The organism is Klebsiella sp. MISC125, assembly GCF_051131775.1.
Taxonomy (GTDB): domain Bacteria; phylum Pseudomonadota; class Gammaproteobacteria; order Enterobacterales; family Enterobacteriaceae; genus Klebsiella.
Genome location: NZ_CP180448.1, coordinates 3,524,385 through 3,540,887 on the forward strand (window position 1 = coordinate 3,524,385; position 16,503 = coordinate 3,540,887).

Below are 16,503 nucleotides of genomic sequence, written 5' to 3' on the forward strand. Positions count from 1 at the left end.
CTCTGCCGAAAAACTTTAGAACCGGTAGCCCGCGGAGAACATAAACACCCACGGATCCAGGCGCACGCTGTCATGCTGGCGAGCCTCGCCCAGTTTATAGCTCGCGGTGGTGTCGATATCCATGTACCACACCGACATGTTAATCAGCCAGTCACGGTTAATCAGGTAATCCATACCGACCTGACCCGCAGCACCCCAGGAATCTTTCAGACTCAGATCGGAAATCCCCTGATTTTTACCATTGTCGTTCACACCTTCGTCAAAGAAGGTGGTGTAGTTGATACCCACACCAACATATGGACGCAGCTTGCTGCTCGAATCGCCAAAGTACCACTGCGCCATTAAGGTCGGCGGTAAATGGTGAACGGTGGCAATATTACCGGTTGCTGCGGTGCCTACCTTATGACGGAACGGCGTCGCGGCCAGCAGCTCAACCCCGATATTATCGGTTGCCATATAGGTGAAGGTCAGGCCGAGCTGCGTGTTATTGCTGACGCTAAATCCCCCCAGGCTTCCCAATGTACCGCCCGCCCCTTCCGTTGGCCTTACCGTTGCCGAACCTGCGCGAATAAAAAATTCACCAGCTTCATGCGCCCAGACGCTGCTGCTGGAGAGAGTGCCGAGAATAACAAATGCCGCTGCTAACTTTTTCATATCCACTTCCTCATTATGGTTATTCAGCGCAAGAATATACCTACAATGAAGTATGTTTGATCCAACATAGATCACACAAAGTCGGGAAATTTAACATTTATTGATCCAGATTAATTTTCACTTTTTTCATATAACTAGCGATAAACATACTGTATCAATTTTCTGTTTTTACTGGAGCCAAGGCGATGGACCGCTGATTGTGCCTTCTATTTACAAAGATATACTTAGCGCGCAGGAGCAGAGACTGCTACCCAGGCACGATTTGCGGTACAATCGCCGGCTAGTTAACACCTGCAAGACTCAAGGAGAATGCATGTCTATCACGGCGAAGTCCGTCTACCGTGACACCGGAAACTTTTTCCGTAATCAGTTCGTCACTATTTTGCTGATTGCATTGTTGTGCGCGCTTATTACGGTAGTACTTGGCCATGCCTTTTCACCCAGTGAGGAGCAATTATCGATTCTGAGCGAAGGCGATAGCCTGACGGGTAGCGTCGGGTTGTTCGAGCTGGTGCAAAGTATGACGCCGGAACAGCAGCAGGTCCTGCTACGAGCTTCGGCAGCCTCTACATTCTCTGGACTGGTGGGCAATGCGATCCTTGCGGGCGGCGTTCTGCTGATGATTCAGATGATCTCCTCAGGTCAACGCGTTAGTGCCTTACGTGCGATTGGTGCTTCTGCGCCAGTGCTGCCAAAGCTGCTGCTGCTGATCCTGCTCACGACTTTTGTCGTGCAAATGGGGATGATGCTGGTGGTGGTGCCTGGCGTGCTGCTGGCGATCGTCCTTTCATTCGCGCCAATTATGCTGGTTCAGGACAAAATGGGTGTTTTCAGCGCCCTGCGCAGCAGTATGCGTCTGGCATGGGCCAATATTCGCCTGGTTGCACCCGCGATAATCGGCTGGCTGCTGGCGAAAACCCTACTTCTGCTGTTTGCATCCAGCTTTGCCGTACTGACGCCAAACGTTGGCGCAATCGTGATAAATACCATCAGCAACCTGATATCCGCATTGTTGCTGATCTATTTATTCCGCTTGTATATGCTTATTCGCAACTAACTTAATCTGGGTCGGGCGCTCCCGGCCCATTCTGAACGACGGAATCGATGTATGAAGCAGTTTCTGGATTTTTTACCGCTGGTAGTCTTCTTCGCATTCTACAAGCTCTACGATATCTACGCCGCAACGACCGCGCTGATTATCGCTACCGCCATCGTGCTGATTTACAGCTGGGTGCGCTATCGCAAAGTCGAGAAAATGGCGCTGATTACCTTTGTCCTGGTCGCATTTTTCGGTGGCCTGACCATTTTCTTCCATAACGATGAGTTTATAAAATGGAAGGTCACGGTCATCTACGTTCTGTTCGCTGGCGCTCTACTGTTTAGCCAGTGGGTAATGAAAAAGCCGCTAATCCAGCGCATGCTGGGTAAAGAGCTGACGTTACCGCAGCAGGTCTGGTCGCGTCTGAATCTGGCCTGGGCGGTATTCTTCATTCTTTGCGGTTTGGCGAATATCTACATCGCCTTCTGGTTGCCGCAGAATATCTGGGTCAACTTTAAAGTCTTCGGTTTAACCGCTATGACGCTGGTGTTCACCCTGCTAAGCGGCGTTTACATCTATCGCCATATGCCGCAGGACGACAATCACTAAGTTCGCTTCGGCACGCACAATTCCCTGCGTGCCGCCTTCTCCTCTCTTTTTATATACAACGCATAAAAAACTTCAGCTGAAACGGTTCATGCCGTAAGATATTTCGTATAGAGGATGGCATTCCCTCTTGAACCGCCATGTGGCTAATGATGCCTGCTTTTTATTCCCGGACCGGGAATGGGCAGGCATATCTGTATTGCAGGCACCGCGTCCGGGAAGGTTAACCTTCTAAGGAAATAACGATGCGTGCACCCCGATTTTCACAACTCACCCTGTTTTTCTTCCTCGGGAAATGGCTGTTTCTCGCCTTTATCATCGCCGTCCTGGCGGGTACGGCATCGGCTTTCTTTCTTTTCTCCCTTGAATGGGCTACTGCAACGCGTGAAACGCATCGCTGGCTTATCTGGCTGCTGCCGATCGCGGGCTTTGCCGTCGGCTGGATTTATCTGCACTACGGCACCCGCGTGGAGGCCGGTAACAATCTCATTCTGGAAGAAGTCCACGATCCTAAATGTGTGATCCCCCTGCGTATGGCACCGCTGGTCTTTTTCGGCACCGTGATATCGCACCTGTGCGGGGCGTCCGTGGGCCGTGAAGGGACTGCGGTACAGATGGGAGCCTCGATTGCCGATCAATTTACGCCCATTTTTCGCCTCAACGACGATACGCGACGGACGGTGCTCATGGCCGGGATCAGCGCCGGTTTCGCCTCAATTTTCGGCACTCCGCTCGCCGGAGCGCTATTTGGGCTGGAAGTGCTGGCCATCGGAAGGATGAACTACACCGCCATATTCCCGTGTCTGGTCGCCGCAATCGTCGCCGATCGGGTCGGGATCATGTGGGGGGTGCAACACACCCACTATATCGTTTCCAGCATTCCACCCCTCACCCTTTGGACCCTGGCGGCAATGGTTATCGCGGGTTGCTGCTTTGGCCTGGCGGCGCGCGTTTTCGCTGACAGCACGCATTTCATTGGCGGGTTAATGAAAAAATATGTTCGCTATGCGCCAATGCGCCCGTTTACCGGCGGTTTGTTCATTGTTGCTGCCGTCTGGCTGTTTCATGGCGATCGCTATATTGGCCTCGGCATACCGGTGATTGTGGATGCCTTTCAGCATCCACTAGCTCCGTGGGATTTTCTCGGCAAACTGGTTTTCACCGTGACCTCTTTAGGGAGCGGTTTTAAAGGCGGAGAAGTGACGCCGCTATTTTATATCGGCGCGACGCTTGGCAATGCGCTGGCTCCGCTGCTACATATGCCGGTGAGCTTTCTGGCCGGGATTGGCTTTGTCGCCGTCTTCGCTGGGGCAGCTAACACCCCTATAGCATCGACGCTGATGGCAATCGAATTGTTTGGTTCTGAAATCGACATTTACGCTGCGCTAGCCTGCGCTGTCGCCTGGCTGGTTTCAGGATATACCAGCATTTATCGCGCGCAGCGGGTCGCCTGTCTGAAACAGGGCTATGTGCCGACGGGTATTAGTCTGGCAGAACTTCCCGCGTGGTATCAGCAACAGAAAACCGATAAAACAATGGGCAAATAATCTCTTCAGGCCAGGAACATCCCAGCAAGTCGGTACGGTAAACCTTACCGACTCCTTCACGATATCTACCAGATGCTGGAAAGTTGCGGCAATTGTGAGGATATCATGGAGATTCGCCCCTCGCAATTGTAATGATAATAATTATCATTGATATTCTCGATCTCAATTTTTCATGACTTGATATGGATATTTAAAATGAGATCGCAGAAAAATCACATCGCCACTCCCCTGGCCCTGGCCATCGCTGGTTTGCTTAGCCCAGGGGCTTTCGCCGAAGAGGCTGAATTGGATACCGAAACGATGGTGGTTCGGGGAACCGCGGAAGAAGCGCTAAAGCAGCAGCCGGGCGTCTCGATTATCACCGCAGAAGATATTGCTAAAGATCCGCCGGTTAACGATCTGTCTGAAATCATTCGTAAAATGCCCGGCGTTAACCTGACCGGCAACAGCGCCAGCGGCAGCCGCGGCAACAACCGACAGATTGATATTCGCGGCATGGGGCCGGAAAACACGCTGATTCTTATCGATGGTGTGCCCGTCAGTTCGAGAAACTCGGTGCGCTATAGCTGGCGCGGCGAGCGCGATACCCGCGGCGACAGCAACTGGGTTCCGCCGGAAATGGTCGAGCGCATCGAAGTTCTGCGCGGCCCCGCGGCTGCTCGCTATGGATCAGGGGCAGCAGGCGGCGTGGTCAATATCATCACCAAGCGCCCGACCAACGACTGGCATGGCTCACTCTCGCTCTATACCAATCAGCCGGAAAATAATAAAGAAGGTTCCACCAACCGGGCTAACTTTAACCTTAACGGACCGCTGGCCGGGGATGCCCTGACGATGCGTCTGTATGGCAATATCAACAAAACCGAGCCGGATGCCTGGGACATCAATAGCGCGCAAAATGGCTCTTATGCCGCAGGCCGCGAAGGCGTGCGCAATAAAGATATTAACGCCCTGCTGTCATGGAAAGTAACACCACAACAGATTGTCGATTTCAGCTATGCCTATAGCCGCCAGGGCAACATCTACGCCGGTGATACGCAGTACAGCAACAGCAACATGAGCCCAAATGGTCTGATCGATACGCTATACGGCCAGGAAACAAACCGCATGTATCGCCAGACCTGGGGCCTGACCTATAACGGCATCTGGGATTGGGGCCAGTCTAAAGCGGGCGTCTATTACGAAAAAACCAACAATACCCGTATGCAGGAAGGCACTACCGGCCGCGTAGAAGGAATGATCAATAGCGATGTCTATGATACCAGCCGCCTGGAATCGTGGCGCTCAACCGCTGAGGTGAACCTTCCATTCAACTGGCTGGCTGAACAGACCCTTACCCTGGGGATGGAGTGGAATCACGACGAGCTAAACGATCCGGCCTCAATGCAGGCCACCACGACGACGGATTATCTCCCCGGAGTTTCCGGCGATCCTTCACAACGCAGCCCTAAAAACAGCGCTACGCTGACCGGTATCTATCTCGAAGACAATATTGAAGCGACCCCAGGCACCAATATTATTCCGGGCCTGCGCTTTGACTACCACAATGACTTCGGCGGCAACTGGAGTCCGAGCCTGAACCTGTCGCAGGATCTGGGCGATATGTTTAAGGTCAAAGCAGGTATTGCCCGGGAATTTAAAGCACCGAACCTGTATCAAGCCAGCGAAGGTTATCTGCTCTCTACGCGCGGAAACGGCTGCCCGATAAGTATTGCCAATGGCAACTGCTATCTTTTGGGCAACCCGGATCTCGATCCCGAAATCAGCATCAACAAAGAGATCGGTCTTGAGTTTAATCTGAACGGTTATAATGCCGGTATCACCTGGTTCCGTAATGATTACAAAAATAAAATCGTCTCCGGCACCGAGGTGCTGGGTAATACCGCTACCGGAGCGAATATCCTGCAATGGGAAAACGGCGGTAAAGCGGTCGTTGAAGGCCTCGAAGGGACCCTGCTGGTGCCGGTGATTGCCGATACACTCAACTGGCGCACCAACGCCACCTATATGATCAAATCGGAAAATAAAGATACCGGTAACCCGCTGTCCGTTATTCCAAAATATACCATCAACACCATGGTCGACTGGCAGATTAACAGCAAGCTCTCGGCCAACGTCAACTGGACGATGTACGGCCGGCAGAAGCCGCGTGAATATGCGGAAATTCGCAATGAAAACGGCGTACTGGCAACCAACGAAGTCGGTTCCTATTCCGTCGTCGGAATTGGCGGTAACTATCAGCTGATGAAAGATTTACGCCTGAATGCCGGGATCAGCAACCTGTTCGATAAGCAGCTTTATCGCGAAAACGAAGGTGCCTCAACCTACAACGAACCGGGTCGTGCGTACTACGCTGGCGTCACGCTCTCCTTCTAAACCTCTACGCCCGCACTGGCGGGCGTATTCCCCCTATTCTCTCCACGCCCTTTTCATAGTAGCATCGCGCCTGATCATCTTTGACGAGTACAGAGTACCGAATGACAACAACAGATCTCGCGCCGAAGGGCGAATTGGTTTTACGCACCCTGGCGATGCCAGCGGACACCAACGCCAACGGCGATATTTTTGGCGGCTGGTTGATGTCGCAAATGGATATCGGCGGCGCCATTATGGCGAAAGAAATTGCCCATGGTCGCGTGGTGACCGTGCGCGTCGACGGCATGACCTTTTTACGTCCGGTCGCGGTCGGCGATGTGGTGTGTTGCTACGCCGACTGCGTGAAGCGCGGCAATACCTCGGTGACCATCAATATGGAAGTATGGGTAAAGAAAGTGTCGTCTGAGCCAATCGGCCAACGCTACAAGGCAACCGAAGCGCTGTTTATCTACGTTGCGGTGGATAACCAGGGCAAGCCGCGCGCGCTGCCTGCCCAATAATGCAGATAGCCCGGCAAACTCGCCGGGCTATCTGATTACAGGAAACCGAGTAAAGAAAAGAAGAAGTAGCCGATCACGATGGTAATCACCGGCAGCACGTACAGCGGGAAATACTGCACCAGAATAGTATGACGCGGCACCACGACACGTTCGGCGATCTGCTCGCGCGTCAGCCCTTCCGCCCCCTTGGCCTGCTCAAGAATCAGCTGATCCTCAACCCCCTCACGCAGAAACTTCGCCTGACGGCTCATCCGCGCGCCGGATGCCTGCAGCGCCATCCCGACAAAGATCAGGATATAGATAATCCAGAAGCCGATATTCATGCCGTGCTTAAAGTCCGGGAGCGGCGAGTTGTACCAAAAGAAATTCAGGAACGGCGTATTGAAGCGCATCATCTCGATCATCACGTGCGCAAAATCCATCATCACCGCATCAATCCCCGGCTTTTTCTCGCTGTGCTCGTACATAAACTTCAGCACCGAAATCAGCGTCGAGATAACTGCCGGAATAAACACCACCCACCCCAAAATACGTTTAAGTACTGCAATGCGTCCAGCTTGTTGATACGTCATGGGTTCCCCTTGTTAAGACGCTCTAGCCACTCTAAGAACCTATCTCAGGCTATTTCACTTGCCACTTTGGACCAGGGCAGTGCTCAAAATCCTCACGTACTTCATGTACGCTCCGGTTTCTGCGCGCTGTCCGTGTCCAAATTGGCTGCGCCAATAACGCCTGGTGGTATACGCTCTAAGTCTACCTTCGTCGGCGAATTTCGCCCAATAATGCGCGGTATGATATACCATGAGTGCCAATTCGTTATCTACTTACGCTACAGGAGAGGGACTTATGTCAGCCAGGCGACAGATTCATGCCGCAATTTTTGATATGGATGGATTACTGATTGATTCCGAACCGCTATGGGATAAGGCAGAGCTGGAGGTGATTGCAAGCCTCGGAGTGGATATTAGCCGCCGCAGTGAAATGCCCGATATTCTGGGGCTACGCATCGATTTAGTCGTCGATCTGTGGTTTGCCCAGCAGCCGTGGAAAGGCCCGGATCGCGCCGAAGTGACCGCGCGAATTATCAACCGCGCTATCCAACTGGTTGAAGAAGCGCGCCCGCTCCTGCCCGGCGCGCGGGAAGCGGTGGCGATGTGTAAAGCGCAGGGGCTGAAAATCGGCCTGGCCTCAGCATCGCCGCTGCGGATGCTGGAAAAAGTCCTCACCATGTTTGAACTGCGCGACCAGTTTGATGCACTCGCTTCCGCCGAAATGCTGCCGTTCAGCAAACCGCATCCACAGGTTTATCTGAACTGTGCGGAAAAACTTGGCGTCAGCCCGCTGAACTGCGTGGCGCTGGAAGATTCTGTCAACGGCATGATTGCCAGCAAAGCGGCGCGGATGCGCTCTATTGTCGTGCCTGAAGAAGAGAATAGCCGCGATCCTCGCTTTGTGCTGGCCGATGTGAAGCTAACGAGCCTGAAATCCCTCACCCTGACCGACCTGCTCGGTTAAGCCATCCGGTGATAATGGGATGGTATCCCTATCCCATTATCACAAAATTAAAACACCGTTTCATTTTTAATTGTTTTTTCTTCCTCCTCCCTCTATGCTTGTCCTCAATGGCGTTATTTAACGCATGAAATCAGCATACAGAGGTGCATATGGTACTGAACGCCTTTGACCTTACGGGTAAGGTCGCTATCGTAACGGGTTGTGATACCGGGCTCGGCCAGGGCATGACGCTGGGCCTTGCGCAGGCCGGGTGCGATATCGTCGGGGTCAATCGTAGAATTCCCCATGAAACGGCGGAAAAGGTTCAGGCGTTGGGCCGACGCTTCACAGCTATCCAGGCCGATTTGAGTCACCAGGATGAGATTGGCTCGATTGTCACTCAGGCCGTTGCTGCGATGGGCAGAGTCGATATTCTGGTCAACAACGCTGGCACAATCCGCCGCACCGATGCACTCGATTTTTCAGAAAAAGATTGGGATGACGTCCTGAATCTGAATCTGAAATCGGTCTTTTTTCTTTCGCAAGCGGTCGCCCGGCAGTTTATTCAGCAAGGCGATGGCGGAAAAATTATTAACATCGCCTCAATGCTCTCCTTTCAGGGCGGCATTAGAGTGCCTTCATATACTGCCTCAAAAAGCGGCGTTCTCGGCATTACTCGCTTGATGGCTAATGAATGGGCGGGACATCGCATCAACGTTAACGCCATCGCGCCGGGATATATGGCGACCAACAACACTCAGCAATTACGTGATGATGCCGAGCGCAATAAAGAGATCCTCGACCGCATTCCTGCCGGGCGCTGGGGCGTTCCGGATGACCTGCAAGGGCCGGTGGTATTCCTCGCCTCTAAGGCAGCAGATTACGTCAGTGGCTATACTCTGGCGGTTGACGGAGGCTGGCTGGCACGTTGATGGTTTTGTGACAAAGAGTTACACCGTCACCTCTTCCGCACACTGTATAAAAACCCTATACTGTATGAATTGACAGTTTAGGGTTTCTTATCATGACGGCGGAAGGTCACCTTCTCTTTTCTATCGCCTGTGCGGTATTTGCGAAAAACGCGGAATTAACCCCCGTTCTGGCCCAGGGGGACTGGTGGCATATTGTCCCTTCCGCAATTTTGACCTGCCTGCTGCCCGACATCGATCACCCTAAGTCATTTCTCGGGCAGCGTTTACGCTGGATTTCAAAACCGATAGCCCGCGCCTTTGGTCATCGCGGCTTCACCCATAGCCTGCTGGTAGTCTTCGGCGCTCTTGCGCTGTTCTCGTTAAAAGTGCCCGATGGCTGGATAATCCCGGCGGACGCTGTCCAGGGGCTGGTGCTGGGCTATCTCAGCCATATCCTTGCCGACATGCTGACTCCTGCGGGAGTGCCGCTGCTTTGGCCATGCCGCTGGCGCTTTCGCTTACCTATCCTCGCACCACGTAAAGGCAACCAGCTAGAGCGCGCGCTGTGTATGGCGCTCTTCATCTATGCGGTGTGGATGCCGCAGACTTTTGCCGATAATAGCGCCGTGCGCTGGTCATCAAGCATGATTAACACGCTGCAAACCACCTTTAATCGATTTATTAGTCACCAGGCAGGACAATAAACAAGCGAATTATCCATTTAGTTATAATCAATTCCATTTGAATATAAGTAACGAATAACGCCTTCTGCTACCCTTGCCGTCATAAGAGTTGGTTATTGACCAACCCGGTAAAAAAGATATCAGGAGAACGGGGATGAATTTTCCATTAATAGCGAACGTTATCGTGTTCGCGGTTTTGCTGTTGGCGCTGGCTCAAACCCGCCACAAACAGTGGAGCCTCGCTAAAAAAGTACTGGTCGGTCTGGTTATCGGCGTTATTTTCGGCCTGGCGCTGCAATTTATCTATGGTTCCGACAGCCAGGTGCTGAAGGATTCTATCCAGTGGTTCAATATCGTCGGCAACGGCTATGTTCAACTGCTGCAAATGATCGTTATGCCGCTGGTCTTCGCCTCTATCCTGAGCGCGGTCGCCCGTCTGCATAACGCTTCACAGCTGGGTAAAATCAGCTTTTTGAGCATTGGCACCCTGCTTTTCACCACGCTGATTGCAGCACTGGTCGGTGTTCTGGTTACCAATCTGTTTGGCCTGACCGCTGAAGGGCTGGTGCAAGGCAGCGCGGAAACCGCTCGTCTTAACGCCATTCAGAGCAACTATGCCGGTAAAGTGGCGGACCTGAGCGTCCCGCAGCTGATCCTCTCTTTCGTACCGAAGAACCCGTTTGCCGATCTGACCGGCGCGAACCCAACGTCGATTATCAGCGTGGTTATCTTTGCGGCCTTCCTGGGCGTCGCGGCGCTGAAGTTGCTGAAAGATGACGTTGCCAAAGGCCAGCGCGTGCTCACCGCCATCGACACGCTGCAAAGCTGGGTTATGAAGTTAGTGCGTCTGGTTATGCAGTTAACGCCGTATGGTGTGCTGGCGCTGATGACCAAAGTGGTTGCTGGCTCTAACTTGCAGGACATCATCAAGCTCGGCAGCTTCGTTATCGCCTCCTATCTCGGCCTGGGCATTATGTTCGTGGTGCATGGCCTGCTGCTGGCAGTGAACGGCGTGAGCCCGCTGAAGTACTTCCGCAAAGTGTGGCCGGTGCTGACCTTCGCCTTCACCAGTCGTTCCAGCGCAGCGTCTATTCCGCTGAACGTCGAAGCGCAAACCCGCCGACTGGGGGTACCAGAATCTATCGCCAGCTTCTCAGCATCATTCGGCGCGACCATTGGTCAGAACGGTTGTGCGGGTCTTTACCCGGCAATGTTGGCAGTCATGGTCGCTCCGACCGTCGGTATCAACCCGTTCGATCCGCTATGGATTGCCACCCTGGTGGGCATTGTCACCGTCAGTTCCGCAGGCGTTGCGGGCGTTGGCGGCGGCGCAACCTTTGCTGCGCTGATCGTTCTGCCGGCAATGGGTCTGCCGGTGACGCTGGTGGCGCTGTTAATTTCAGTTGAACCACTGATTGATATGGGTCGTACCGCGCTGAACGTCAGCGGTTCAATGACCGCCGGTACCCTGACCAGCCAGTGGCTGCGTCAAACCGACAAAACCATTCTTGATAGCGAAGAGGATGCCGAACTGGCCCACCGCTAATCTGAGAGGGCCATAAAGCCTTCAGAGATAAAAAACCGCTGATGACCTCAGCGGTTTTTTTGTTTTAGCGCGCGCCCTCAGGCATCTATCTCGCCTTCCTGCCTCATCTGCTCCGCCCAGCGCTGCGCCGCTTCCGGCACGTTAAACGGCGGTGAACGGCGAAAATGTTCGTCCACCAGCACAAAGGCGACGTACTTATTGCGCAGCACCCAGACATCGCGATAACCGTCCATTTTGACGGCGTGTTCCGGCGGCGCTGGCTCCACTCGAGGCACGTAGCTAATGACCTGACGATTTTGTTGGCGATGTGGTTTCATCACAAATAGATTCACTAAACAAAGCGGGAAACATAAACCCCTATCATAGCTGAAAGCGCCCCCTTTCGTCGCCCCCTGCTTATTATCCTTAAAAGGTAAAAGTCCTGGAATAAAATCTGCTGGAACAGATGTTCTATAGTTAGAAGGGTTTTGGTTCAGCAACGACCATTTTCAGTAATGAAAACAGGAGCGAGCAATGTCAGAGAAACACCATAAACCACAAACCCACCAGTCACCGGTTCACGATGACCGGGAAGCGAAACCAGGTCTCGATTCTTTAGCACCCAATGACCAGAACTGGCGACCCACGCCGCACCCCACCGCTCCGGGTGAAGAGCCGACCGCGCCTGGCAGTATAAAAGCCCCGAATACGCATAGCGGTAAGCTTGACGCGCTGGATAATCACCGTAAAGGCGGCGAGGATTTTGCGCTCACCACCAACCAGGGCGTACGTATCGCTGACGATCAAAACTCGCTGCGTGCGGGCAAACGTGGCCCCACGCTGCTGGAAGATTTTATCCTGCGCGAGAAAATTACCCATTTTGACCATGAACGCATCCCCGAGAGGATCGTCCACGCCCGAGGCTCCGCAGCGCACGGCTACTTTCAGCCCTATAGAAACCTGAGCGACATCACCAAAGCCGATTTTCTCTCCGACCCGGAGAAGAAAACCCCGGTGTTCGTGCGCTTTTCTACTGTCCAGGGCGGTGCAGGGTCCGCCGATACGGTGCGCGACATTCGCGGTTTCGCCACCAAGTTCTATACCGACGAGGGCATTTTTGATCTGGTCGGCAATAACACCCCCATCTTCTTTATCCAGGACGCGCTCAAATTCCCTGATTTCGTCCATGCGGTAAAACCGGAACCTCATTGGGCCGTCCCGCAAGGGCAAAGTGCACATGACACCTTTTGGGACTACGTATCACTACAGCCAGAAACGCTGCACAACGTAATGTGGGCGATGTCCGATCGCGGTTTACCCCGCAGCTATCGCACGATGGAAGGGTTCGGTATCCATACCTTCCGCCTGATAAATGCCGAAGGCAAAGCAACCTTTGTACGTTTTCACTGGAAACCAGTAGCGGGCAAGGCCTCTCTGGTGTGGGATGAGTCGCAGAAGCTGACAGGTCGCGATCCTGATTTCCATCGTCGCGATTTATGGGAAGCTATTGAAGCGGGAGATTTCCCCGAGTATGAACTGGGGCTACAGCTCATCCCCGAGGAGGATGAGTTTGCCTATGACTTCGATCTGCTGGACCCCACCAAGCTTATCCCGGAAGCGCTGGTCCCTGTTCAACGGGTCGGGAAAATGGTCCTCAATCGCAACCCGGATAATTTCTTTGCCGAAAATGAACAGGCTGCGTTTCATCCCGGGCACATCGTGCCGGGGATAGATTTCAGCAACGATCCGCTGCTTCAGGGCCGTTTATTTTCCTATACCGATACGCAGATTAGCCGTCTTGGCGGGCCTAATTTCCATGAGATTCCTATTAATAAGCCCACCTGCCCGTATCATAATTTCCAGCGCGACGGTATGCATCGCATGGATATTGATACCAACCCGGCAAACTATGAACCTAACTCAATCAACGATAACTGGCCTCGCGAGACGCCGCCAGCCGCTAAACGCGGAGGATTCGAATCCTACGCCGAGCGGGTAGACGGCGAAAAAATTCGCCAGCGCAGCCCGTCGTTCGGCGAATACTACTCTCAGCCTCTACTGTTCTGGCGCAGCCAGACGCCACTTGAGCAGCAGCATATTATCGACGCTTTTAGTTTTGAGCTGAGCAAAGTCGTCAGGGAGTGGATCCGCGAGAGGGTTGTCGATCAACTGGCGCATATCGACCTGCAGCTGGCTCAGGCTGTGGGTAAAAATCTCGGTATCGAACTCACTGACGACCAACGTAGCATCACGCCGCCGCCGGATGTTAATGGCCTGAAAAAGGACCCTACCCTGAGCTTGTACGCTATTCCCAGTGGAGACGTGAAGGGTCGTGTGGTGGCGGTGTTACTTAACGATCGTCCGGTCGCCAAAGAGCTGTTGGTGCTGCTGAAAGCGCTCAAGGCAAAGGGGGTGCATGCCAAACTACTCTATTCCCGTATGGGTGAGGTGAAGGCCGACGATGGTACCACTCTGCCGGTTGCCGGGACTTTTGCCGGGTCGCCTTCATTAACCGTAGATGCGGTCATCGTTCCCGGCGGCGATCTGCAAAGCCTGAGCAACAACGGTGATTTCCACTATTACCTGCTGGAAGGCTACAAACATCTGAAGCCGATTCTGCTGGCAGGTGATGCCAGACCGTGTAAAACGTCGCTTCAGGTCGCCAGTCAGGGTGAAGAAGGGATTGTTGAAACGGACGCGATAGATGGCAAATCCATGGATGAACTGATTACCCTGATGGCGGCACATCGGGTGTGGCCAAGAAGCGCTAAAATCGCCGCAATTCCTGCATAAAAAACAAGGCCCAGCATAAATGCCGGGCCTCAGATTGCTGACAAAGTGCCCATGGCTGGAATTGCCCGGTGGCGGCTAGCGCCTTACCGGGCCTACGAAGAATGCACAATTTATTGATACTGTGGGTTTTGTAGGCCGGGCAAGGCGTCAGCCGCCGCCCGGCGGAAACGCAAGCACAATCTTTAAACCTGGTTTGTCATCAGTCTCAGGCCCGGCATAAATGCCGGGCCTCTTTACCTGTCATACGTCGCGATAGGTTCCGAGCCGATAGCCGCGTTCGGCTATCGCGTACTTCAGCGAATCAGATGTCAGCACGTCCAGCTCGGTCAGACGCGGGTAACAATAAGCGCTGCCCATAATGGTGTTATCGACAAAAGCCGGGTGGCACATCACTTCCAGCGACTTTTCGTCACGCTGGATGGATGCTTCCAGAGTTTGCAAAAACAACCCTTCACAAACGGCTTCACCATAAAATTCACTGGCAAATCCCTCGCTGCTGCGCGCTGCATCCTGCTCCAGCCCGGAAAGGGTCGCTAGCTGGCGATCGATACGCATCGCCACGCCCTTCTCACGTGCAAACGCCGCCACGATGGGGTAGATCTGCGCAATCATATGCACGTGGTGATGGCTATCAATATGCGTCGGCTCATAGCCAAACAGCTCGACAAACCGGCGATACTGGCACTCCAGCTCGTGCGCGATTTCATCAAGCGGCAGGCTATCCTCTTCCGCCATCTGCCAAATCCACTTACCCAGACGCCCTTCGCGGGTTAAGCCCGGCATCGCCGACAACGGTTCGCCCAGCGTCAGGACAAAGTGCATTCCGACCGCCAGCTCCGGTACACAGCGGCTGAGCTGGGCGGCGTGGCTGATCGCCGCGCCGTTGACCAGTGCCGTCGTGGAGGTTACCAGACCATTTTTGCAAGCTTCGACAATACCGTAGTTTTGCCCCTTGCTGAGGCCAAAATCATCGGCATTCACGATCAACACGCGTTCCATGAGCCGCTCCCTTTATTGTTTCAGTTTTTCGATAGTCGCCGCAAAGTTTGGCAGCCATTGCTCGTGCGCGAGGATCATCTCCCGTGCCAGCTTTTCGGCATCACGATCGGAGTGGATCAGCGGGCTCAGGTTAAGCGCCAGCAGGACATCATCCAGCTTGCCGCTGATTGCCGCTTCGCTGGCCGCCACTTCAAAACCCTTAATGGTGTAAATCAGCCCCAGCACTTTCTCATCGAAATGCGTGATGCGCGGTGTCGGTTTCGCGCCATCACGGCCCAACGTGCAGGTCATTTCCACCGCCCAGTCGGCCGGGATGTTATCAATGTGGCCATGATGCGGCACGTTCACGTAGTGCTCGGCCTGCTTATCATTGTAGATGGCATTGATCACTTCACAGGCTGCGTCTGAGTAGTATGCCCCGCCGCGCTGCTCCAGCTCTTTCGGTTTGATGTTCAGATCCGGATTTTTATACAGCTCGAACAGCTGTTTCTCAACTTTCTGCACAACCTGTGCGCGCGCACCGCCTTTATAGTACTCACCCATTTCAATCGCCAGCATCTCTTTTGGCTTGAAGTAGTAGAGCAGATAGGAGCACGGAATCAGGCGCAGTGAGCGAATCAGCCCTTCGCTAAACGGCAAATCAAAGATATTTTTCACTGAGTTTGCGGTCAGGCGACCGGAAGCCACGCCGTCCAGCAGTTCGTCAAAGCGCGAAACGCCGTTAACCAGCACGTCTCGGACAAACACCAGATGATTCAGACCAAACAGATCGATGTTCAGCTCATCGCTCGGGCTCAGCTTCAGCACGTCGGTGATAAACATCTTCATGCCGATTGGAATATTGCACACGCCGATAAAGCGCTTAAAGCCGGTGTGGCGATAGACCGCTTCGGTCACCATACCTGCCGGGTTGGTAAAGTTAATCACCCAGGCGTTAGGGCAGACTTCCTGCACATCCTTTACGATGTCAAAAATGACCGGAATAGTGCGCAGGCCTTTAAACAAACCGCCCGCCCCGTTGGTTTCCTGGCCTAAATAACCATGGCTCAGCGGAATGCGTTCGTCTTTCTCACGCGCCTTCAGTTGGCCAACGCGCAGTTGGGTGGTCACGAAATCCGCCCCTTCCAGCGCCGCGCGGCGATCGAGGGTTTTATAGACTTTCATCGGCACGCCGGCTTTTTCCACCATGCGCTGGCACAGGGCGTGGATAATATCGAGCTTTTCCTGCCCTTCTGCGACGTCCACCAGCCACAGTTCGGTAATTGGCAGTTCATGATAACGTTTCAGGAACCCTTCCAGTAATTCCGGGGTATAGCTGCTGCCGCCACCGATAGTCACGACTTTCAATTTCTGGCTCATTATTTTCTCCCTTGTGG

At 53.5% G+C, this 16,503-nt stretch carries 15 protein-coding genes and 1 riboswitch; of the genes, 10 read left to right on the forward strand and 5 right to left on the reverse strand.

Annotated elements, in window-relative coordinates; genetic code table 11:
- Nucleotides 1-15: 15 nt before the first annotated feature.
- Nucleotides 16-654 (reverse strand): outer membrane protein OmpW, encoded by a 639-nt coding sequence (ompW, locus tag ACMYSL_RS16735; protein WP_304258479.1) that lies wholly within the window; start codon nt 652-654, stop codon nt 16-18.
- 313 nt (nt 655-967) lie between these two features.
- Between ompW and ACMYSL_RS16740 the strand changes: the two genes are divergently transcribed.
- The 5 genes from ACMYSL_RS16740 (at nt 968) to yciA (ending at nt 6,722) form a co-directional block, all read left to right on the forward strand.
- Nucleotides 968-1,711, forward strand: a complete 744-nt coding sequence (locus tag ACMYSL_RS16740) for a YciC family protein (protein ID WP_434659129.1) — start codon at nt 968-970, stop codon at nt 1,709-1,711.
- Nucleotides 1,712-1,762: 51 nt separating this feature from the next.
- Entirely contained in the window at nt 1,763-2,302 is a 540-nt protein-coding gene (locus ACMYSL_RS16745; RefSeq protein WP_110273526.1) for a septation protein A, read from the forward strand.
- A gap of 101 nt (nt 2,303-2,403) precedes the next feature.
- A riboswitch (Fluoride riboswitch) is annotated at nt 2,404-2,465 on the forward strand.
- Nucleotides 2,466-2,544: 79 nt separating this feature from the next.
- Nucleotides 2,545-3,846, forward strand: a complete 1,302-nt coding sequence (locus ACMYSL_RS16750) for a voltage-gated chloride channel family protein (protein ID WP_434659130.1) — start codon at nt 2,545-2,547, stop codon at nt 3,844-3,846.
- Between the two features lie 195 nt (nt 3,847-4,041).
- Nucleotides 4,042-6,222 (forward strand): TonB-dependent siderophore receptor, encoded by a 2,181-nt coding sequence (locus ACMYSL_RS16755; RefSeq protein WP_434659131.1) that lies wholly within the window; start codon nt 4,042-4,044, stop codon nt 6,220-6,222.
- A gap of 101 nt (nt 6,223-6,323) precedes the next feature.
- Nucleotides 6,324-6,722, forward strand: coding sequence for an acyl-CoA thioester hydrolase YciA (gene yciA, locus ACMYSL_RS16760; protein ID WP_181482571.1), 399 nt, complete (start codon nt 6,324-6,326; stop codon nt 6,720-6,722).
- 35 nt (nt 6,723-6,757) lie between these two features.
- On the opposite strand, the gene ACMYSL_RS16765 is transcribed toward yciA, so the two are convergent.
- The gene (locus tag ACMYSL_RS16765; RefSeq protein WP_434659132.1) at nt 6,758-7,294 is read right to left on the reverse strand and encodes a YniB family protein; all 537 of its coding nucleotides are present in this window, start codon (nt 7,292-7,294) and stop codon (nt 6,758-6,760) included.
- Between the two features lie 274 nt (nt 7,295-7,568).
- Between ACMYSL_RS16765 and hxpB the strand changes: the two genes are divergently transcribed.
- The 4 genes from hxpB to ACMYSL_RS16785 all read left to right on the forward strand — a co-directional run bounded on the left by hxpB (nt 7,569) and on the right by ACMYSL_RS16785 (nt 11,356).
- Nucleotides 7,569-8,237 carry a hexitol phosphatase HxpB gene (gene hxpB, locus ACMYSL_RS16770; RefSeq protein ID WP_182238112.1) on the forward strand — a complete coding sequence of 223 codons (669 nt, stop codon included), beginning with the start codon at nt 7,569-7,571 and terminating at the stop codon, nt 8,235-8,237.
- A gap of 149 nt (nt 8,238-8,386) precedes the next feature.
- On the forward strand, nt 8,387-9,148 hold the full coding sequence (gene kduD, locus ACMYSL_RS16775; protein WP_434659133.1) for a 2-dehydro-3-deoxy-D-gluconate 5-dehydrogenase KduD: 762 nt from the start codon (nt 8,387-8,389) through the stop codon (nt 9,146-9,148).
- A gap of 92 nt (nt 9,149-9,240) precedes the next feature.
- Entirely contained in the window at nt 9,241-9,831 is a 591-nt protein-coding gene (locus ACMYSL_RS16780; RefSeq protein WP_112216774.1) for a metal-dependent hydrolase, read from the forward strand.
- A gap of 133 nt (nt 9,832-9,964) precedes the next feature.
- Nucleotides 9,965-11,356 (forward strand): L-cystine transporter, encoded by a 1,392-nt coding sequence (locus tag ACMYSL_RS16785; RefSeq protein ID WP_142514219.1) that lies wholly within the window; start codon nt 9,965-9,967, stop codon nt 11,354-11,356.
- A gap of 77 nt (nt 11,357-11,433) precedes the next feature.
- Here the strand turns inward: ACMYSL_RS16785 and cedA are convergent, their stop codons facing one another.
- Nucleotides 11,434-11,673: a cell division activator CedA gene (gene cedA, locus ACMYSL_RS16790; RefSeq protein WP_249421912.1), complete on the reverse strand. Its 240-nt coding sequence runs from the start codon at nt 11,671-11,673 to the stop codon at nt 11,434-11,436.
- A gap of 196 nt (nt 11,674-11,869) precedes the next feature.
- Between cedA and katE the strand changes: the two genes are divergently transcribed.
- The gene (gene katE / locus ACMYSL_RS16795) at nt 11,870-14,128 is read left to right on the forward strand and encodes a catalase HPII (RefSeq protein ID WP_434659134.1); all 2,259 of its coding nucleotides are present in this window, start codon (nt 11,870-11,872) and stop codon (nt 14,126-14,128) included.
- Between the two features lie 240 nt (nt 14,129-14,368).
- Here the strand turns inward: katE and chbG are convergent, their stop codons facing one another.
- Both chbG and ACMYSL_RS16805 read right to left on the reverse strand, forming a co-directional pair.
- Entirely contained in the window at nt 14,369-15,127 is a 759-nt protein-coding gene (gene chbG / locus ACMYSL_RS16800) for a chitin disaccharide deacetylase (RefSeq protein ID WP_182238108.1), read from the reverse strand.
- Nucleotides 15,128-15,139: 12 nt separating this feature from the next.
- The gene (locus ACMYSL_RS16805) at nt 15,140-16,486 is read right to left on the reverse strand and encodes a 6-phospho-beta-glucosidase (protein WP_112216771.1); all 1,347 of its coding nucleotides are present in this window, start codon (nt 16,484-16,486) and stop codon (nt 15,140-15,142) included.
- Between the last annotated feature and the right edge of the window lie 17 nt (nt 16,487-16,503).